This is a genomic window from Pseudomonas anguilliseptica (assembly GCF_900105355.1).
GTDB classification, from domain to species: domain Bacteria; phylum Pseudomonadota; class Gammaproteobacteria; order Pseudomonadales; family Pseudomonadaceae; genus Aquipseudomonas; species Aquipseudomonas anguilliseptica.
In genome coordinates this window covers 2,617,084-2,635,212 of the sequence record NZ_FNSC01000001.1, presented here as the reverse complement: position 1 = coordinate 2,635,212, position 18,129 = coordinate 2,617,084, and the positions used below count along the sequence as shown (strand labels likewise).

Here is an 18,129-nt window from a genome sequence, read left to right as displayed (position 1 = left end):
AGTAGCGGCGCCTGCTGCCGATAACCGCCAATGACATGCCCAATTCACTCAGGGGTCAGCCAACCTTTTTACAAGGTGCCTTGCGATGTTCAACAACAAACTGAAAGAAGAACTGGCCGAACTGCGTGAAGAGCTGGCCAGCCTGAGGCAGATCCGCGACTCGATTTACAGTGAAATGCTGGTAATTGAGATCGACCCGAATGGCACGATTCGCCACGCCAACGACGATTTTCTCCGCGAAATGCACTACGAGCGCAGCACCCTGCTGGGTCGTACACTGGAATCGCTGATCCCTGTATCGTTCCACAACGAGCCCAACTACCGGAGCCTGCAGCAGGCCTTGCGCCAGCACGAACACCTCAACGGAGCCTTTCGCTTGGTCCGCGGCAATGGTCAGGAAGCCTGGCTCCGCGCCGTTTGGCAGCCCGTACTGAATGGCCGTGGCGAGCTGCTCTATTTCGCCTGTCTCGCCACCGACCTGACCCGCACCATCTCCACGTCGCGCGAGCACGAAGGCCTGATCGATGCACTGCTGCGCTCCACCGCAGTGATTGAGTTCAACCTGGCCGGCGAAGTCCTCACTGCCAACCAGCGCTTTCTCGATGGCATGGGTTATCGCCTGGAGCAGATCAAAGGCAAGCATCACCGCCAGTTCTGCGAAGCCGAGGAGTACAACTCCCAGGCTTACCAAGCCTTCTGGGCCAGGCTTAACCGCGGCGAGTTTATCGCCGGACGCTTCAAGCGCATCGACAGTGCAGGTCGCACGGTCTGGCTGGAAGCCTCCTACAACCCCATCGTCGACAACCACAACAAGCTCTACAAAGTGGTCAAGTTTGCCACCGTGATCACCGACCAGGTCAATCAGGAAGAGGCCGTGGCCAATGCCGCCAACATGGCCTACAGCATCTCGCAACAAACCGACGCCAGCGCCAACAAGGGTGCCAACGTGGTCAGCCAAACCGTCGAAGTCATGCAGCGCATTGCCCGGCAAATGCAGGACGCCAGCGAAGGCATTGAGGCCCTGGACAAGCAGTCGCAGTTGATCAGCACCATCTGCAGACCATTCGCGGCATTGCCGAACAGACCAATCTACTGGCCTTGAACGCCGCCATCGAAGCCGCGCGAGCCGGTGATCAGGGCCGAGGCTTCGCCGTGGTAGCTGATGAAGTCCGTCAACTGGCTGGCCGCACCAGTCAGGCCACCGAGGAAATCGTCGACGTGGTGCAAAGAAACCAGAGCCTGGCCCAGCAGGCAGTGAGCGCATGGCCAGCAGCCGCCAGCAGGCAGAGCAAGGCCTGAACCTGGCCAATGAGGCGGGTACGGTCATTGTGGAGATTCAGGAAGGCGCCAAGCAGGTGGTACAGGCCGTTGAACAGTTCGCCAACCAGTTGCAGCAATAACCCCCTGCAGCTGCCCGCGAGCCGCCCGCCTGAACCGCACGGTGCCCGCCGGACTGAACGGTCAGCTTCTGTGGTAAGCTGCGCGGCGGCCACAAGCCGCCTCGTTCACGGAGTCTCTAGCGGAGCCCAGATTGCCGATGTCCGATACCTCCCCGCCTAAAACCGTCGCCAGTGGCGAAAAATTCCGTACCACCCAAGGCATCACCGCGATCAAGGACGGGCAAAAGCGCCGCGCCTCCAGTGAGCCTCAGGTGTTCGAGCCCAAACCCAAGTGGCTACGGGTCAAGGCGCCTGGCGGCAGCCGCTTCGAGGCGGTCAAACGCAATGTCAGCGAACACCGCCTGAGCACCGTGTGCCAGGAATCCCACTGCCCGAACATGGGCGAATGCTGGTCCAACGGTACCGCGACCATCATGCTGATGGGCTCGGTGTGTACCCGCGCCTGCCGCTTCTGCGCAGTGGACACCGGCAACCCCAATGGCTGGCTGGACCTGGAAGAACCGCAGAACACCGCCAAGTCAGTGGAGCTGATGGCGCTGCGCTATATCGTGCTGACCTCGGTGGATCGCGACGATCTGGATGATGGTGGCGCCAGCCACTACGCGGCCTGCGTGCGGGCGATCAAGGACAATACCCCACACGTGGTGGTGGAAGCCCTGACCCCGGACTTCGACGGCGATCTACAGGCCATCGAGCGCGTGGTGGACTCCGGTCTTGAGGTGTTTGCGCAGAACGTCGAAACGGTTAAACGCCTAACCCATGTGGTGCGTGACCCGCGTGCCGGTTATGAAAAGACCCTGAACGTGCTGGCCCATGCCAAGCTTCACCGTCCGGAGGTGCTGACCAAGACCAGCCTGATGCTTGGCCTGGGCGAGACCGACGAAGAGATTATCCAGACCATGGATGACCTGCGCGCCATCAACGTCGATATCCTTACCCTCGGCCAGTACCTGCAACCGACGCGCAATCACCTGAAGGTGCAGCGCTGGGTCAGCCCGGAAGAGTTCAATCGCTTGCGCGAAATCGGCCTGCAGAAGGGCTTTATGGAAGTCGCCGCCGGTCCACTGGTACGTTCCAGCTATCGCGCCGACAAGGTGTTCGAGAAAAACAACCTGGGCCTGGCAGCCCCGGTGCCCGTGCCGGGCCAACAGCTCGATAACAGCCTGATTCCTGCCCTCAATCTGAACTGATTGAGCCACCCAACGCCTGACCTTGGGCTTTGCCTGGGGTCAGGCGTTTGTGTATCTGATCTGCCGATCTGCCCTGCCCGCTCTAGCAGTCTATTGCGCCCGCCAGGCTCTGCTGCTGCGCATAGTCGAGGTGCTTGACCAGCTGCTCACGCAGCCGTGCGCTGACCTCGTAAATATCAATCGGCTCAGCCACCTGATCGGCCAACTGAGTCATGGCCATACCGGCATAGCCGCAAGGATTGATGCGCTGGAACGGCTGCAAGTCCATATCCACATTCAGCGCCAGACCATGAAAGGAACGGCCGTTGCGAATACGCAGACCGAGCGAGGCGATCTTTGCGCCATCCACATACACGCCCGGGGCGTCCGGCTTGGCGTTGGCGCTAACACCATAGCTGGCCAGCAGATCAATCAGGCTGCGTTCGATACGACTCACCAGCTCGCGCACACCAATGCCGCTGCGGCGCACATCCAGCAGCAGGTAAGCCACCAGCTGACCCGGACCGTGGTAAGTCACCTGCCCACCGCGATCGACCTGCACCACCGGAATATCCCCGGGAAACAGCACATGCTCGGCCTTGCCGGCCTGGCCCTGAGTGAATACCGGGGAGTGTTCGAGCAGCCAGATTTCGTCAGGCGTATCCGCGCCACGGCTGTCGGTAAAGCGCTGCATCGCATGCCAGGTAGGCTGATAGTCGACCTGGCCCAGCTCACGAAAGCCGAGCGGCAGGTCCATCACAGCACCATGTGCACGATACCGGTCGCGCGCAGGGCGCTGTTGATATCGCGTAACTGATCTTCGCTGGTGGCTTCGATATGCAGCTGTACGGTGGTGTACTTGCCGTTGCTACTCTGGCGCTCGGCCAGGGTGCTGAGATGGACCTTGGCGTGCTGGCTAAGGATCTCGATCACCGTACTTTTGTAGTTGTCGCCACTGTCGCCGACGACCTTGATCGGGTAGTCCGCGCAGGGGAATTCGATTTTGTGCGATTTGACGTCTGGTTGATTCATGGCAGTATCGGCCTCGTAAGCCGTGGCAACAACAACGCCCCTGCAGGTCGGCAAGGGCGCGCTGGTCACGCTATCAGTTGAACAATCCGAAGAAGAACAGGCTGATGCTATCCCACAGGCGGCGGAAGAAACTACCTTCCTCAACAGCCTCAAGGGCGATTAGATCGGCGCTGTGCACCACTTCTTCACCCAGTTTCACTTCGACCTTGCCGATCACATCACCCTGGGCAATCGGGGCGGTCAGCTGCGGGTTGAGCATCATGCCGGCCTGCAGTTTTTCCAGCTGACCTTTCGGCAGTGTCAGGCTCAGATCAGCGCCGAGGCCGGCTTTGACCTGACGCACAGCGCCTTTCCACACCTGGGCCTGGGCCAGCTCCTGGCCTTGCTTGTAGAAGGTGCGGGTCTCAAAGAAACGGAAGCCATAGGTCAGCAGCTTCTGGGTTTCCGCAGCACGAGCCGACTCGCTGACGGTACCGAATACCGAGGTAATCATCCGCGCGCCATCACGTACAGCCGAAGCCACCAGGCAGTAGCCGGCTTCTTCGGTGTGGCCGGTCTTCAGACCGTCAACGGTCTTGTCACGCCACAGCAGCAGGTTGCGGTTGCCCTGCTTGATGTTGTTCCAAAGGAACTCCTTCTGCGCGTAGATCGCATAGTGCTGCTGGTCTTCGTTGATGATGGCGCGAGCCAGAATGGCCATGTCATGGGCGCTGGAGTAATGCTCCGGATGCGGCAGACCAGTGGCGTTCATAAAGTGGCTGTTGCTCATGCCCAGACGCGCAGCGGTCTCGTTCATCATGTCGGCGAAGGCATCTTCACTGCCGGCGATGTACTCGGCCAGGGCAATACTGGCGTCGTTGCCGGATTGAATGATCACGCCATGCAACAGATCATCCACAGTTGCCTGGCTGTTCAGTGGCAGGAACATGGTCGAGCCACCGGATGCGGCACCACCGGTACGCCAGGCGTGCTCGCTGACTGGCACGAGGTCCTGCTCGCCAATCTTGCCCTTGCGGATATCCAGGGTGGCGATATACGCCGTCATCAGCTTGGTCAGGCTGGCAGGCGGCAGACGCTGATCACCATTGTTTTCCACCAGCACCTTGCCGCTGGCGGCATCCAGCAACACATAGGACTTGGCCGCCAACTGTGGTGCAGAAGGAATTGCTGGCTGACTGGCCCAGGCAGTCGATGCACTGAGAAGGCAAAGTGATAGGAAAACGCGTTGCGTAAAGCTGGTGATATTCATCCGTCTCTCTAGATTGCTGATGGTGAACAGGCCCAGTGGGCATAAGGTGCTTATCCCCCGGCCAACCGCTGGCTGGCCGGAGTTGTTTGTTTAGTCACGCAGAAGAAGCATAAGTGCCCTGTCAGTCTGCCTTGACCAGGGTCGGCTCACCGAGATTGGCCAGACGCACGCTGCTCTGCAGCTGCTCAGCCTCGCTTTGGCTGCTCAGCGGCCCCAGACGCACGCGGTGCAATATCTGCTGGTTGCGCACCACTGAGCTGACGAACACTGGCGCAGCCACTGTTTCGCTCAGCTTCGACCGGAGTAGCTCCGCAGCGTCCGGATTGGCGAAGGCGGCCACTTGGAGATACAGGCCAGAGGCTCCGACTGAAGCGTTTTTTTTTGCGTCAATCTGCACGGGGAGCACCGCGGCGGCATGCTGCTGCGGGGGCGGTGAATATTGCTCAACCGGCTGCGCGATAGGCTGTGCCACCGGCTGGGCCTGAGCGACTTGCTGCGGCGCAGCCAACACCATAGGCACTGGACGACCCTGCTGAGCCCACCACTCGTGCGGATCGATACCTTCGACCTTGACCCGCGCGGTGCCACTTTCGACATAGCCGAGCTTCTTCGCGGCGGCGAAGGACAGGTCGATAATCCGGTCGGAATAGAACGGTCCGCGGTCATTGACCCGCAGAATCGCGCTCTTGCCGTTTTCCAGGTTGGTTACACGCACATAGCTCGGCAGCGGCAGGGTTTTGTGTGCGGCGGTCATGCCATACAGGTCATAGGTTTCACCGTTGGCGGTGGCCTGACCGTGGAACTTGGTGCCATACCAGGAGGCCGGACCAACCGCCTGATAGCGACGGGCATCGGAGATCGGGTAATACTGCTTGCCGAATACGGTGTAGGGACTGGCTTTGACCGGGCCGTAGTGCGGCATCGGCACCGCATCGGGAATCCGCGATACATCAACATCCCACCAGGGCGCGCCGTCCTTGTGTGGCCGGCTGAAATCACCCGGCCCGGAAATCGCCCCACCCGGCTGCACTGGCGCAACTGGCTGCGGCGCACGGGTGGACGAGCAACTGGCCAGCAGCAGCGCCAGGCTGCCATAGGCAGCCAATTTGAAAGGCAAACGCGACATTAATTCTTACCCCGTGCATCAATCAGCAACTCGGCCAGCTGATTAACAGCCATGGCATACATCACACTGCGATTGTAGCGGGTGATCACAAAGAAGTTAGGCAGGCCCAACCAGTACTCGGCGCCATCAGCACCTTCCAGACGGAAGGCAGTCACCGGCAAATCGTCAGCCAACGGATCGGCACTGGCCCAACCCAACGCACGCAGCTCGCCGACATTCTTCACCGGGTCCAGGCCTACAGTCAGGCCCTGCTCAGCCTGCTCACCCTTGACGGTGGCGGCGCTGACTACCGGTTGCCCCGGCTGCCAGTGGTGACGTTTGAAGTAACTGGCAACGCTACCGATGGCATCAGTAGGATTGTTCCAGATATTGATATGGCCGTCGCCATCAAAGTCCACGGCGTAGGCGCGGAAGCTGCTCGGCATAAATTGCGGCAGCCCCATGGCGCCGGCATAGGAGCCGGTCATGTTCAGCGGCTCAACCTGCTCTTCACGGGCCAGCAGGAGGAACTCGCGCAGCTCCTTGCGGAAGAACGGTGCACGCGGCGGGTAATCGAAGGCCAGGGTCGACAAGGCATCCATCACTCGCCAGCTGCCGGTATTGCCACCGTAGAAGGTTTCCACACCGATGATCGCCACGATTACCTGGGCTGGCACGCCGTACTCGGCTTCGGCGCGGGCCAGAGTTTCCTCGTGCTGCTTCCAGAATTCGACGCCCTGGCTGATACGCTTGTCGGTGATAAAGATCGGCCGGTAATCCTTCCAAGGCTTGGCCTTTTCTGCAGGACGCGAGATGGCATCAAGGATCGCCTGCTTGCGCTCGACTTGGGCGAATAGCTCGACTAGCTGCTCGCCGGCAAAGCCATAGTCACGGGTCATTTCACCGACAAACTCAGCCACCTGCGGCGACTGCTGATAATCTCCAGCCAGCGCGGGCTGAGCCACTGCGCACACCCCGACCAACGCCAGCCAAGGTGCAGTACGTACCATCCAACCACGCGCGTTTTGCATTGAATTCATAATCCCAATCAAGCCTGTGTCATCCACTTACGATGAGTGTGGATCGACATCAAAATTCCAAATCCCGCCAGCAGGGTAATCAGCGAAGTGCCGCCATAACTGATAAATGGCAGCGGTACACCCACTACCGGCAGCAGGCCGCTGACCATACCGATATTGACGAAGACATAAACGAAGAAGGTCATGGTCAGCGCGCCGGCGAGCAGCTTACCGAACAGCGTCTGCGCTTGCACGGTAATCACCAGGCCACGCACGATCAACAGCATGTACACCAGCAGTAACAAACACACGCCAACCAGGCCGAACTCCTCGGCCAACACGGCGATGATGAAGTCGGTGTGGCTCTCCGGCAGAAAATCCAGGTGCGACTGAGTGCCCTGCAGCCAGCCTTTGCCGAGCACTCCGCCCGATCCAATCGCCGCCTTGGACTGGATGATGTTCCAGCCACTGCCCAGCGGGTCACTTTCCGGGTTGAGAAAGGTCAGCACCCGCTGCTTCTGATAATCACGCATGACAAACAGCCACATACCGATGGCAATCGGCACCACCGCCGCCACCGCGCCGATCACCCAACGCCACTGCAGGCCGGCGATAAACAGCACAAAGCCACCCGAAGCGATGATCAGCAAAGACGTGCCCAGATCAGGCTGCAGCAGAATCAGCACAAAGGGCACGATGATCATCGCCAGGCTGATGCAGATATGTTTGAGGCGCGGCGGCAGGCTGCGATTGGACAGGTACCAGGCGATGGTTGCCGGCATGATGATTTTCATGAATTCCGAGGGCTGGAAACGGATCACTCCGGGGATATTGATCCAGCGCGTGGCGCCCATGGCGTTATGCCCCATGACATCCACCGCCACCAGCAAGGCCACACCGCCGACATAGGCCAGCGGCACCCAGCGGGCCATAAAGCGTGGTTCGAACTGGGCGATGATAAACATACCGACCAGGCCGATCCCGAAGGAGGTGGCCTGCTTCATCAGCAGGTCGACGTTCTTGCCACTGGCCGAATACAGGATAAACAGGCTGCCAGTGGCCAGCACCAGCAATAACAGCAGCAAAATGCCGTCGATGTGCAGACGCTGCAGGATGGTCGCGCGGCGACGCAGCAGGTCTTCGGAAGACAGGTTGCGGTCAAAATTACTGTTCATGGCGCAGCGACCTCAGCCGCCACAGGCGGAGCATATTCGGCTTTCAACTGACCGTTTTCATCCAGCAACCAGGCATCGATCACCTGCTTGACCACAGGCGCGGCAACGCCGGAGCCGGACTCGCCGTTCTCGACCATCACCGATACGGCAATCTGCGGGTTATCCGCAGGCGCAAAGGCGACGAACAGGGCGTGGTCACGGTGGCGTTCGGCGACCTTGCTGCGGTCGTATTTCTCACCCTGTTTGATCGCCACCACCTGGGCGGTACCGCTCTTGCCGGCCATCCGGTACAGCGCGGCATCGCCAACCTTGCGCGCGGTGCCACGCGGGCCGTGCATCACCTGCTCCATACCATGACGGCCGTTATCCCAGAACGCCGGATCACGCAGCACAATATCCGGCAGCGGGTTCGGGTCGACTGGCGCACGGCCCTGAATGGTCTTGGCCAGGTGTGGGCGAATCCACTTGCCGCGTGTGGCCATCAGCGCCGTGGCCTGAGCCAGTTGCAGTGGCGTGGTCTGCATATAGCCCTGACCAATGCCGAGAATAAGCGTTTCACCGGGGTACCAGGCCTGACGGTAACGCGCCCGCTTCCAGTCCCGCGACGGCATCAGCCCGGCCGTTTCCTCGAACATGTCCAACGCAACGCGCTGCCCCAGGCCGAAGCGGGACATGTAGTCATGCATGCGGTCGATGCCCATCTTATGCGCCAACGAGTAAAAATAGGTGTCGTTGGAGCGGGCAATCGCCAGGTCCATATCCACCCAGCCGTCGCCACTACGGTTCCAGTTGCGGTACTTGTGACTGTGATTGGGCAGCTGATAGAAGCCGGGGTCGAATACCCGGGTCTGCGGCGTGACTACACCAGCATCCAGTCCCGCCACCGCGACCATCGGTTTGATCGTCGAGCCCGGCGGATAGAGGCCACGCAACACACGGTTGTACAGCGGCCGGTCGATCGAATCACGCAGATCGGCATAGGCCTTGAAGCCGATACCGGTAACAAAGGGGTTGGGATCGAAACTCGGCTGACTGACCATCGCCAGCACTTCGCCAGTCTGCGGCTGAATCGCCACAATCGCGCCACGACGACCGGCCAGGGCCTTTTCGGCGGCTTCCTGCAAGCGAATATCGAGGCTCAGTACGATGTCCTTGCCAGGCAACGGGTCGGTGCGCTTGAGCACACGCAGCACGCGGCCACGGGCATTGGTTTCGACTTCCTCGTACCCCACCTCACCGTGCAGCTCGTCTTCATAGAAGCGCTCGATACCAGTCTTGCCGATATGGTGCGTGCCGCTGTAGGCCACCGGATCGAGCTCTTTCAGCTCTTTCTCGTTAATTCGCCCGACATAGCCTACCGAATGGGCAAAATGCTCGCCCTGCGGGTAATGCCGCACCAGCTGCGCGGATACCTCAACGCCAGGCAGACGGAACTGATTGATCGCGATACGCGCAATCTGCTCCTCGCTCAGTTCGAACAGCACCGGCACCGGCTCGAACGGTCGCCGCCCCTGACGCACACGCCGTTCAAACAGCGCACGCTCATCCGGCCCCAGCTCCAGCACTTCGACAATCACATCAAGCACCTGCGGCCAGTCACCGGCGCGCTCACGGGTCAGGGTCAGACTGAAACTGGGCCGGTTATCGGCGATGATCACCCCGTTGCGGTCGTAGATCAGACCACGGTTCGGCGGGATCGGCTGCACGTGAATGCGGTTGTTTTCCGCCAGGGTGGTGTGATGCTCGAACTGCACCACCTGCAGGTAATACATGCGCGCCACGAGCACCGAGGTCAGCAGCAAAACCACCACAGCACCGACCACCGCGCGTTTGCGGATCAGGCGGCCGTCTTTCTCGTGGTCTTTGAGGCGAATTGGTTGCGGCATCGATGGCTGCTGGTTATTTGTGGTAGGGGTGGCCGGACAACACGGTCCAAGCACGATACATCTGTTCGCCAATCAGAATCCGCACCAAGGGGTGCGGCAAGGTCAGCGGCGACAGCGACCAGCGCTGCTCACTGCGCGCCTGCACCTCGGGCGCCAGCCCTTCCGGCCCCCCGACCATCAGGTTGACGGTGCGCGCATCCAGGCGCCACTTCTCGAGCTCGACCGCCAGCTGCTCGGTACTCCAGGGTCGCCCTTCGACTTCCAGGGTGACAATGCGTTCCCCTGGTGCAACCTTGGCCAGCATGGCCTCGCCTTCCTGACGGATCATCCGCGCCACATCGGCATTCTTGCCGCGGGTGGTCAACGGAATTCCCACCAGTTCCAGGGACAACTCGCTGGGCATGCGCTTGGCATACTCCTGCCAGCCCTCTTCCACCCAACGTGGCATCCGCGAGCCGACGGCGATCAGTTTGATCCGCACCGCTACGCGTCCTTATTCCTGTTCAGGGCCAGGCTCGGCGCTGAACTGCGCACGGCTCTGCTCGGCACCTTGCCACAGACGCTCAAGGTCATAGAACTGGCGAGCGGTTGGCAGCATCACGTGAACCACGATGTCGCCGAGGTCGAGCAGTGCCCACTCGCCGGTATCCATGCCTTCAGTGCCGATCGGGCGTACGCCCTGCTCCTTGACCTTCTCTAGCACATTGTCGACCAGCGACTTGACGTGGCGGCTGGAGGTGCCGCTGGCGATCAGCATGAAATCGGTGATGCTGGTCTTGCCGCGCACATCGATGGTGGTGATGTCCTGCGCCTTGATCTCTTCCAGGGCTGCGATGGCCAGTTTGACCAACTCTTCGCTCTGCACTTTTGCCTTAGTCATAAGTAACTCGTTTGCCTCGTGTTCAATTCGCGCCACGGTACAGTCCGTGGGCATGGATATAGGCCAGTACCGCGTCAGGCACCAGAAAACGTGCCGACTTTCCGCTCGCCAGTAGCGAACGGATCTGGGTAGCCGACACCGCCAGAGGTGTCTGCCAGATAAAAGCAATCTGCCCACTCGGCCCACTCAGGGCCGACGGGGCACTCACACTGCGCGCCGCCAACAGATTGCGCAGCGCCTCGGGCGCTTCACTGTCGGCATCGGGCCGTTGCAGCACCAGAATATGGCAGTGCTGCAGCAACTCATCCCAGCGCTGCCAACTGGGTAAACCGCAGAAAGCATCCCAGCCCAGCAGCAGAAACAGCTGATCGTCCACTGCCAACTCGCTGCGCAGCGACTCCAGGGTGTCGATGCTGTAGGACGGTTTGTCGCGCAGCAGCTCGCGATCATCCACCTGCAGCACCCCGGCATCGACTACCGCCAGCCGAACCATGGCCAGGCGATCCTCGGCACTGACCTCTGGTGCGCTGCGGTGCGGCGGCCGCGCACTAGGGATCAGGCGCAACTCATCGAGCTGCAACGCATCGGCCACTTCCACGGCGCTGCGCAGATGGCCGATATGCACCGGATTAAAGGTGCCGCCAAGCAGACCGATGCGTCGGGCCATCAGGTACGCCCCATCAGGTACGAATGTGCCCGTCGCCGAACACCACGTACTTCTCGCTGGTCAGGCCTTCCAGGCCGACCGGACCACGTGCATGCAGCTTGTCGGTAGAAATGCCGATCTCTGCGCCCAGACCGTACTCGAAGCCATCGGCGAAACGGGTCGACGCGTTGACCATCACCGAGGCGGAATCCACTTCGGTGAGGAAACGCCGCGCATCACTGAAGTTCTCGGTGATGATCGCGTCGGTGTGCTGCGAGCCGTAATGGTTGATGTGTTCAATGGCCGCATCCAGCGAGTCGACAATGCGGATCGCCAAAATCGGCGCGTTGTACTCGGCAAACCAGTCATCTTCGCTCGCTTCCAGCACATCGCTGCCCAGCAGCGCGCGGGTCGCGGCATCGCCACGCAGCTCAACACCCTTGTCGCGGTAGATGGCGGTCAACGGCGGCAGCACCTGAGCGGCCACGGCGGCATGCACCAGCAGGGTTTCCATGGCGTTGCACGGCGAATAGCGCTGGGTCTTGGCGTTGTCGGCAACACGGATGGCCTTGTCGAGGTCGGCGGCGACGTCGATATAGACGTGGCACACACCATCCAAGTGCTTGATCACCGGCACCTTGGCGTCACGGCTGATGCGCTCGATCAGGCCCTTGCCACCACGCGGCACGATCACATCGACAAAATCGGGCATGGTGATCAATGCACCAACGACAGCGCGATCAGTGGTTTCCACCACCTGCACGGCGCTGGCAGGCAAACCGGCCTCGGCCAGGCCGAGCTGAATGCAACGGGCAATCGCCTGGTTGGAATGAATCGCCTCGGAGCCGCCACGCAGGATAGTCGCGTTACCGGATTTCAGGCACAGGCTGGCGGCGTCGATGGTCACGTTAGGGCGCGACTCATAGATGATGCCGATCACACCTAGCGGCACGCGCATCTTGCCGACCTGAATTCCCGACGGCAGGTAACGCATATCGCGGATCTCACCAATAGGATCGGGCAGCGTGGCGACCTGGCGCAGGCCTTCGATCATGCTGTCGATCACTGCCGGCGTCAGCGCCAGACGGTCAACCATGGCCGGCTCCAGACCATTGGCGCGTGCGGCGGCCAGGTCCAGCTCGTTGGCGGCGGTCAAATCGCTGCGGGCCGCATCCAACGCGGCCGCGGCGGCCTGCAGGGCACGATTCTTCTGCGCGGTACTGGCACGCGCCAGCACGCGTGAAGCGCTGCGGGCGGCCTGTCCCAGGCGGATCATATAGTCGAGCACGGACTCAGTCATGGTCTTGGCAGGTCTGGCGGTTGAAAAAAGTCGCTGAGTATAACGGTCGAGCCACTCCACGCCCAGCGCTGCGCGGCAGACGGTATACAGCGCGTTCGCCAGCATGCGCGGTAACGCCGCCAGCCCACACCCGGCTGGCCGGCCAGAGAAACAGTGACACCACAGACCATCAGCCGCCCGAAGGTTAGGTAAACAAAAACCACCCGAATGTTTACCTTGCCATTAAAAGCAAGACAGGCGGCCGACCGCCGGGGTGGGATCAATATGCATTACCGTACCGACTACTGCGCCGCACAACTCAACGACGCCCCACAGGTGCTGCACCTCGGCGACCTGCGCCTGCACTACCAGGCCTACGCCTGCCGTAGCCACGATCCACGCCCGCCGGTACTGCTACTGGGCGGCGCGTTCCAGAGCTTTCGCTCGTTTGCCGCCGAGGTCAGCGAGCTGCTCAGCGAACACCCGGTGATCCTGCTCGACCTGCCCAGCCAAGGCGGCAACCTGCAACTGGTGCCCGACCTGAGCCTGGAACAGCTGGCTAATCTGATCGCCGCCTTCGCCGATGAACTCGACCTACCGCCCTTGATGCCAATTGGCCTGTCCTACGGCTCGGCCCTGGCCGCGCTGTTCGCCGCCCGCCACCCCGAGCACTGCGCCCGCGTATTGCTGGCCGGGATCACCGCGTTCGGCCGCCCCGGTGCACGCCTGCTGCTGCAGGAGGGCCTGGCATTACTCGCCGAAGGGCGCTGCGAGGCCTTTGCCCATGGTGCGCTGACCGGCCTGCTCAACCCTTTGCGCCTGGAACAGACTGGCGTAGCCCCGGTATTTCGCAAGGCACTGCTGAGGCAGATCCAGCGCTTGTCAGCCGCCGATATCGAACGCTACCGGCAGAACAGCCAGCGCCTGCTGGACTTCCAGGGTTTCCAACAACACCCCAGCTGCCCGACCCTGGTGCTGGCAGGCGAGTATGACCACTTCACTCAACCCTGGGAGCACGCACACTTTGCTGCCGCCTGCGCCCAGGCCAGTTGCGCCCTGATCCACAACGCCGATCACCTCGCGCAATTCGAACAGCGCGACGCCTGCGCCAATCTGTACAACCCGTTTCTGCGCGGTGACGCCCTGCCAAGCCGCAGTCCCGGCAGTAGCCTGCTAGGGAAACCCTGAAGAAGACTTCCTGAATTTGGCAAAATACCTGAACTCCACCCGCCGAGTTTTCCGATGAAGCAGATGACCTTCGCCGACGCCGAGTACGCCGGCAAGCGCAAGCAAACCCGCAAAGAGCTGTTCCTGATCGAGATGGATCAGGTTGTGCCGTGGAAGGGTTTGATTGCCTTGATCGAACCGCATTACCCCAAGGGTGAAGGCGGACGTCCAGCCTATCCGCTGATGGCGATGTTACGGGTTCATTTGATGCAGAACTGGTTCGGCTACAGCGACCCGGCGATGGAGGAGGCTCTGTACGAGACCACCATCCTGCGCCAGTTTGCGGGTCTGAGCCTGGAGCGCATTCCCGACGAAACCACCATCCTCAACTTCCGCCGATTGCTGGAGAAACACGAACTGGCTGCGGGCATCTTGGCCGTCATCAATGGCTATTTGGGTGACCGCGGTTTGTCATTGCGCCAAGGCACCATCGTCGATGCCACGCTGATCAATGCGCCGAGTTCGACCAAGAACAAGGACGGTAAGCGTGACCCGGAAATGCACCAGACCAAGAAGGGAAACCAGTATTACTTCGGCATGAAGGCGCACATCGGCGTCGATGACGAGTCGGGTTTAGTGCATAGCGTGATCGGCACGGCAGCCAATGTTGCAGACGTTACTCAGGTCGACAAGCTGCTACACGGCAAAGAAAACATGGTGGGTGCCGACGCGGGTTACACCGGCGTAGAGAAGCGGCCAGAACATGAAGGCCGTGAAGTGATCTGGCAGATCGCAGCCCGCCGCAGTACGTACAACACGTTGAGTAAGCGCAGCGCGCTGTACAAAGCCAAGCGCAAGATCGAGAAGGCCAAGGCGCAAGTTCGCGCCAAGGTCGAGCACCCGTTCCGGGTGATCAAGCGTCAGTTCGGTTATGTGAAGACGCGTTCCCGTGGCCTGGCCAAAAACACCGCACAACTGGTAACGCTGTTCGCCCTGTCGAACCTGTGGATGGCCCGTCGACATTTGCTGACGAATGCAGGAGAGGTGCGCCTGTAATGTGGGAAATGACCGCTGCGAGGTGCTCGCGGCGGCCAGAAACACCGAAATGAGCGGATGACTTGATCGTTTTTGATCAGTTTTCCGCTTTCAAAATCAGCGGAGGCTGAAGTTGACCGGAAATACAGGGCTACTTCAGACCATCCCTAGCCCAATCGCAACTGCTGCAGCTTGAAAAACGCCATGAAACGCGCCTGCCTCCCAGCCAGCGCCACGCTCGCCTGCAGCATCGTGATGGTGGGGAATGGACGGTAGAGCTCAGCGAATTGGGTTTCTTTGGCGGCTTGCTGCACGCTGATCTGCCGGCTATTCGCGGCACGCGTGGCTGGCAATTGCTGTGCAAGGATCTACCCGCCCAGCCTCTGCTACCCCTGCGCCAGGATCCAAACGGCCTGGCCTTCGTTTTCCCGCACAGCGATCAGCAGGCCAGCCAGGCGCTGGCGACGCAGTTCCAACTGCAACCGCTACCAGCAGCGGCCTGCGCCTAGAGCCTGCTTCGGATCTGCTGCGCGTCGGCGATACTGCCTAAAAACAGGCTCGGCAAGCCGCTCGCGGCTAATGCGCTTTAGCGCGGCCCGAAGGGCGAGTGGAACGAGTCATGCTCATTTACAACAGTAAACTCCGCTTCCTCCCCTGTTTTGACCAGCCGGAGGCTGTTACTAACGTAGCGCCTTGTCTCGCTCTAGCTCGCGAGATTGTAAGCGCGCGCCGGTTTTGGCACCGCCTTGCACGTTATTTGGCACCGCGCGGCGTGCGCCGCGTTGGCAAATTTTGCGCGGTGTTTGGCACCTGGACAAGCCGGCGATGCCTACGCCGATCTGGTAGAGGCTGGCCGGGCTTTGGATACGGGAGCGGACTGACCTTGCAGCGCTTAAGCCAGGACTGCTTAACCATATAGATGTAGCGGAACTGCCTGAGTCTGTGGATGGTTGCACGACCTAGGTTCTCTCGCAGGTACTGCGCCCGCCCGCCACTGGCTTTGTGCCGGCTTAACAGCTGGCTGTGGTAGGTCTCGCCGTCCAGCTCGTAGAAGCTTGTCCAGTGGTGGCCAAAGTAATGGAAGTTCGCCGCCTGATAGACCACGCCCCAAGCCCCGCAGCGCTCATCCGCAAAAGACTGAATCCAAGCCACAGCTGGGCATACCCGCTTGATGTACTTGAAGCAGTAGCTCAACGCCCGGCTTTCGCTGTTGCGTGGCGCAATGTCGTCGAGCCACATGCGATTTAGCTCCAGATACTGACCAATCTCTGTGCCTGCTACGATCTTGTCAGCCGCCCTTGGGTTGAGGGCGTAGCCAAACTGCAAAACTCCGCGCATAACCCCATCCACCCAAACACCCAGGTGGATGAAGCTGTTGGAGACAATGCGCCTGGAATAGTGATTGGCCCTGATGATGCTCACCGCCTCGGCCCTGGGGATGACCGCGATATAGAAGTCGCGGTGCCCAAAACCTGCCGTCGCTTCGGTTCCTTCAATGAAGCCTGGCTGGGTTGTTGTCGGTGCCGTGAACGTGCCTGGGTGTTGCGGGTGATACGAGGGTTTCTGTTTGGCCACGAGTCGTTTCCATATATGGAGACGCTCGTGGGCGTTCTGTGGGGCAGCTCGTGGCTGTCTGGCTATTGAGTGTCCGGCATCGCGGGCACTTGATTTGTAGGGTGTAGCACCCGCTAACGCGGGCAAGTAGGCGGCTACAGCCGCCACAACGTATGTCGATCATTCTGCAAAAAAGCCTTATTTCAGATAGGCTTGCCCCGCTCTCGCGAGAGTGGGAGGGCCTTGGCTGGCTTGCAGGCTGGTTCTGCGGGTTGGTGGTCAGTTCGGGTGCTGGAACACTAGGACTGGCCGCCCTCTCTTAAATCAAATTCAATAATTCCAGTGGCCGCTCTGGCCGCTGGTATGGATGGGCGAGCATCCACAGGTGCTGTGGGTTGATTCGCCCGACCAGGTCTTCGCGGAATAACGGTGAGCCGCCCTGGGTGAATGCCCAAGCCACCAGTTCACTGCAAAACCAGCTGTCTTCAGCCTGCCAATCGCGGTTACGGGTGACCAGGCCCGCGATGCCGGCCCAGTCGTAGGGCTTGCCCAGTTGGCCGCGTGCGGCGGCAATAACGGACGCCGCATCGCTAACCGGGAACTCGACCAGGGCCGCGCGGCTGGCTTTGGCCAGGCGCTGCTCAAGGCTTTCCTTCACTACGCCCTGAAAGGCAATGGCACCGATCAACACCGGGGCGCTCCCCGTGTCGTCGATCAGGTCGACATGCGACCAGGCCGACCAGGTGAACGTGCGAATGGCTACGCTGCCTGGATGGCGGCGGCGGCGGCGGCGGCGGCGGGTGAATAGAACGCGCACTTTTTCCATGCATTACTCCCCGTATACAGCCGGCCAGCCGGCCGAGTAGTCATACGCCAGCGGATTAGCACTGGCCTGCATCGCGGCATAGTGCTGCTCAGCGGCCGCGAAAATGGCCTGGTCACTGGCTGCGCCTGCCGCAAAGATTGCCTGCGCCAGGCTGGCCGTCATGGTGACGAATGCACCCGACATGGTTTTCCACTGAATAGCCGGAATGGCCTGGCCCATCATCACCAGGCCGAGCTGCTGGCTGCGGCTAAACGTGTCGGAGTGGAACCAATGGCCGCTGGCTTGGTAGCCACCCTGCTGGGTGCGGCGGTCGCGCTCAGCCTTGATTGCCTCCCACACCGTCAGCTCATCCGCCTCACGTTGAGCAGCGGCCAGGGCAGCGTCAAACTGCCATGCGCCATCGAGCCAGCGGTGGGCCGGGGATGTACGCGGCTCGGTGGTTAGCGCATCGGGCAGCTCGCCCACTTCGGCGTGCTGCAGCTCTGCGCCGTCTTCCTTGCGGTAGACCTTGCCGCGATGGTCGGGCAGCTGCTGCGGCTGGCCATTGACCAGCGCCCATACGTTGCCTGCTGTTGGCTCATCCAGCAGCGCCTCAAGTTGGAGAGCGTTACTCGGCACCTGGATGCCAATGCCGGGAATAACAGGAAGGTCGACCGGGCCAGTGAGGACGCCCGCGTTGTCTGCGATGTAGATGTGCATGGTGGGTT

General features: G+C 60.9%; 21 protein-coding genes and 2 pseudogenes. 7 read left to right on the top strand and 16 right to left on the bottom strand.

The window, feature by feature from the left end:
- The first annotated feature begins 85 nt into the window (after positions 1–85).
- From BLW24_RS12720 to lipA, 4 genes and pseudogenes are all read left to right on the top strand, one after another.
- Entirely contained in the window at positions 86–1,102 is a 1,017-nt protein-coding gene (locus BLW24_RS12720) for a PAS domain-containing protein (protein WP_420874990.1), read from the top strand.
- Positions 1,054–1,219: pseudogene (locus BLW24_RS27165) on the top strand (methyl-accepting chemotaxis protein); the annotation flags it as partial. The gene BLW24_RS12720 and the pseudogene BLW24_RS27165, both read left to right, overlap by 49 nt.
- Before the next feature lie 43 nt (positions 1,220–1,262).
- A complete protein-coding gene (locus BLW24_RS26510; protein ID WP_244161155.1) occupies positions 1,263–1,400 on the top strand; it encodes a hypothetical protein in 138 nt (45 codons plus the stop codon).
- Between the two features lie 137 nt (positions 1,401–1,537).
- The gene (gene lipA, locus BLW24_RS12715) at positions 1,538–2,590 is read left to right on the top strand and encodes a lipoyl synthase (RefSeq protein ID WP_090381389.1); all 1,053 of its coding nucleotides are present in this window, start codon (positions 1,538–1,540) and stop codon (positions 2,588–2,590) included.
- Positions 2,591–2,672: 82 nt separating this feature from the next.
- Here lipA and lipB read toward each other — a convergent pair whose 3' ends face one another.
- From lipB to BLW24_RS12660, 11 genes are all read right to left on the bottom strand, one after another.
- The gene (gene lipB / locus BLW24_RS12710; protein ID WP_090381382.1) at positions 2,673–3,326 is read right to left on the bottom strand and encodes a lipoyl(octanoyl) transferase LipB; all 654 of its coding nucleotides are present in this window, start codon (positions 3,324–3,326) and stop codon (positions 2,673–2,675) included.
- Positions 3,326–3,601 carry a DUF493 domain-containing protein gene (locus BLW24_RS12705; RefSeq protein ID WP_090381375.1) on the bottom strand — a complete coding sequence of 92 codons (276 nt, stop codon included), beginning with the start codon at positions 3,599–3,601 and terminating at the stop codon, positions 3,326–3,328. Before BLW24_RS12705 ends, lipB begins: the two co-directional genes overlap by 1 nt.
- Before the next feature lie 73 nt (positions 3,602–3,674).
- On the bottom strand, positions 3,675–4,850 hold the full coding sequence (locus tag BLW24_RS12700; RefSeq protein WP_090381367.1) for a D-alanyl-D-alanine carboxypeptidase family protein: 1,176 nt from the start codon (positions 4,848–4,850) through the stop codon (positions 3,675–3,677).
- Positions 4,851–4,971: 121 nt separating this feature from the next.
- On the bottom strand, positions 4,972–5,976 hold the full coding sequence (locus BLW24_RS12695; RefSeq protein WP_090381363.1) for a septal ring lytic transglycosylase RlpA family protein: 1,005 nt from the start codon (positions 5,974–5,976) through the stop codon (positions 4,972–4,974).
- Positions 5,976–6,986, bottom strand: a complete 1,011-nt coding sequence (gene mltB, locus BLW24_RS12690; protein WP_090381358.1) for a lytic murein transglycosylase B — start codon at positions 6,984–6,986, stop codon at positions 5,976–5,978. The genes BLW24_RS12695 and mltB overlap by 1 nt, the downstream gene beginning before the upstream one ends.
- A 17-nt stretch (positions 6,987–7,003) precedes the next feature.
- Positions 7,004–8,107, bottom strand: a complete 1,104-nt coding sequence (gene rodA / locus BLW24_RS12685; protein WP_208600230.1) for a rod shape-determining protein RodA — start codon at positions 8,105–8,107, stop codon at positions 7,004–7,006.
- Between the two features lie 38 nt (positions 8,108–8,145).
- Entirely contained in the window at positions 8,146–10,035 is a 1,890-nt protein-coding gene (gene mrdA / locus BLW24_RS12680) for a penicillin-binding protein 2 (protein ID WP_090381349.1), read from the bottom strand.
- A 13-nt stretch (positions 10,036–10,048) separates the two neighbouring features.
- Positions 10,049–10,516, bottom strand: coding sequence for a 23S rRNA (pseudouridine(1915)-N(3))-methyltransferase RlmH (gene rlmH, locus BLW24_RS12675; RefSeq protein WP_090381343.1), 468 nt, complete (start codon positions 10,514–10,516; stop codon positions 10,049–10,051).
- A gap of 12 nt (positions 10,517–10,528) precedes the next feature.
- A complete protein-coding gene (rsfS, locus tag BLW24_RS12670; protein WP_160016433.1) occupies positions 10,529–10,900 on the bottom strand; it encodes a ribosome silencing factor in 372 nt (123 codons plus the stop codon).
- 37 nt (positions 10,901–10,937) lie between these two features.
- The gene (gene nadD, locus BLW24_RS12665; RefSeq protein WP_090381330.1) at positions 10,938–11,582 is read right to left on the bottom strand and encodes a nicotinate-nucleotide adenylyltransferase; all 645 of its coding nucleotides are present in this window, start codon (positions 11,580–11,582) and stop codon (positions 10,938–10,940) included.
- Between the two features lie 13 nt (positions 11,583–11,595).
- A complete protein-coding gene (locus BLW24_RS12660; RefSeq protein ID WP_090387726.1) occupies positions 11,596–12,861 on the bottom strand; it encodes a glutamate-5-semialdehyde dehydrogenase in 1,266 nt (421 codons plus the stop codon).
- Positions 12,862–13,125: 264 nt separating this feature from the next.
- On the opposite strand from BLW24_RS12660, the pseudogene BLW24_RS12655 reads away from it, so the two are divergent.
- Positions 13,126–14,010 (top strand): annotated as a pseudogene (locus BLW24_RS12655) (alpha/beta fold hydrolase); the annotation flags it as partial.
- Between the two features lie 72 nt (positions 14,011–14,082).
- Positions 14,083–15,063: an IS5 family transposase gene (locus BLW24_RS12650; protein WP_090381321.1), complete on the top strand. Its 981-nt coding sequence runs from the start codon at positions 14,083–14,085 to the stop codon at positions 15,061–15,063.
- A 146-nt stretch (positions 15,064–15,209) separates the two neighbouring features.
- On the opposite strand, the gene BLW24_RS25960 is transcribed toward BLW24_RS12650, so the two are convergent.
- The gene (locus tag BLW24_RS25960; RefSeq protein ID WP_167360367.1) at positions 15,210–15,356 is read right to left on the bottom strand and encodes a hypothetical protein; all 147 of its coding nucleotides are present in this window, start codon (positions 15,354–15,356) and stop codon (positions 15,210–15,212) included.
- Between BLW24_RS25960 and BLW24_RS12645 the strand changes: the two genes are divergently transcribed.
- Positions 15,348–15,551: a hypothetical protein gene (locus BLW24_RS12645; protein WP_090381313.1), complete on the top strand. Its 204-nt coding sequence runs from the start codon at positions 15,348–15,350 to the stop codon at positions 15,549–15,551. The two genes, BLW24_RS25960 and BLW24_RS12645, sit on opposite strands and share 9 nt — an antisense overlap.
- 244 nt (positions 15,552–15,795) lie before the next feature.
- On the opposite strand, the gene BLW24_RS12640 is transcribed toward BLW24_RS12645, so the two are convergent.
- The 4 genes from BLW24_RS12640 to BLW24_RS12625 all read right to left on the bottom strand — a co-directional run bounded on the left by BLW24_RS12640 (position 15,796) and on the right by BLW24_RS12625 (position 18,121).
- On the bottom strand, positions 15,796–16,617 hold the full coding sequence (locus BLW24_RS12640) for a Mom family adenine methylcarbamoylation protein (RefSeq protein WP_208600171.1): 822 nt from the start codon (positions 16,615–16,617) through the stop codon (positions 15,796–15,798).
- Positions 16,535–16,780 carry a Com family DNA-binding transcriptional regulator gene (locus BLW24_RS26825; RefSeq protein WP_090381309.1) on the bottom strand — a complete coding sequence of 82 codons (246 nt, stop codon included), beginning with the start codon at positions 16,778–16,780 and terminating at the stop codon, positions 16,535–16,537. The genes BLW24_RS12640 and BLW24_RS26825 overlap by 83 nt, the downstream gene beginning before the upstream one ends.
- A gap of 135 nt (positions 16,781–16,915) precedes the next feature.
- Positions 16,916–17,422, bottom strand: a complete 507-nt coding sequence (locus BLW24_RS12630) for a C40 family peptidase (RefSeq protein WP_090381304.1) — start codon at positions 17,420–17,422, stop codon at positions 16,916–16,918.
- 3 nt (positions 17,423–17,425) lie between these two features.
- Positions 17,426–18,121, bottom strand: a complete 696-nt coding sequence (locus tag BLW24_RS12625) for a DUF4376 domain-containing protein (protein ID WP_090381299.1) — start codon at positions 18,119–18,121, stop codon at positions 17,426–17,428.
- Positions 18,122–18,129 lie beyond the last annotated feature (8 nt).

Coding starts and splice junctions, on each gene's coding strand:
- lipA (WP_090381389.1), top strand. CDS start 1,538: ATGTCCGATACCTCCCCGCCTAAAACCGTCGCCAGTGGCGAAAAATTC.
- nadD (WP_090381330.1), bottom strand. CDS start 11,582: ATGGCCCGACGCATCGGTCTGCTTGGCGGCACCTTTAATCCGGTGCAT.
- BLW24_RS26825 (WP_090381309.1), bottom strand. CDS start 16,780: ATGATCGACATACGTTGTGGCGGCTGTAGCCGCCTACTTGCCCGCGTT.
- BLW24_RS12720 (WP_420874990.1), top strand. CDS start 86: ATGTTCAACAACAAACTGAAAGAAGAACTGGCCGAACTGCGTGAAGAG.
- BLW24_RS26510 (WP_244161155.1), top strand. CDS start 1,263: ATGGCCAGCAGCCGCCAGCAGGCAGAGCAAGGCCTGAACCTGGCCAAT.
- BLW24_RS12625 (WP_090381299.1), bottom strand. CDS start 18,121: ATGCACATCTACATCGCAGACAACGCGGGCGTCCTCACTGGCCCGGTC.
- BLW24_RS12650 (WP_090381321.1), top strand. CDS start 14,083: ATGAAGCAGATGACCTTCGCCGACGCCGAGTACGCCGGCAAGCGCAAG.
- BLW24_RS12695 (WP_090381363.1), bottom strand. CDS start 5,976: ATGTCGCGTTTGCCTTTCAAATTGGCTGCCTATGGCAGCCTGGCGCTG.
- BLW24_RS12630 (WP_090381304.1), bottom strand. CDS start 17,422: ATGGAAAAAGTGCGCGTTCTATTCACCCGCCGCCGCCGCCGCCGCCGC.
- BLW24_RS12705 (WP_090381375.1), bottom strand. CDS start 3,601: ATGAATCAACCAGACGTCAAATCGCACAAAATCGAATTCCCCTGCGCG.
- mrdA (WP_090381349.1), bottom strand. CDS start 10,035: ATGCCGCAACCAATTCGCCTCAAAGACCACGAGAAAGACGGCCGCCTG.
- lipB (WP_090381382.1), bottom strand. CDS start 3,326: ATGGACCTGCCGCTCGGCTTTCGTGAGCTGGGCCAGGTCGACTATCAG.
- mltB (WP_090381358.1), bottom strand. CDS start 6,986: ATGCAAAACGCGCGTGGTTGGATGGTACGTACTGCACCTTGGCTGGCG.
- BLW24_RS12700 (WP_090381367.1), bottom strand. CDS start 4,850: ATGAATATCACCAGCTTTACGCAACGCGTTTTCCTATCACTTTGCCTT.
- BLW24_RS12660 (WP_090387726.1), bottom strand. CDS start 12,861: ATGACTGAGTCCGTGCTCGACTATATGATCCGCCTGGGACAGGCCGCC.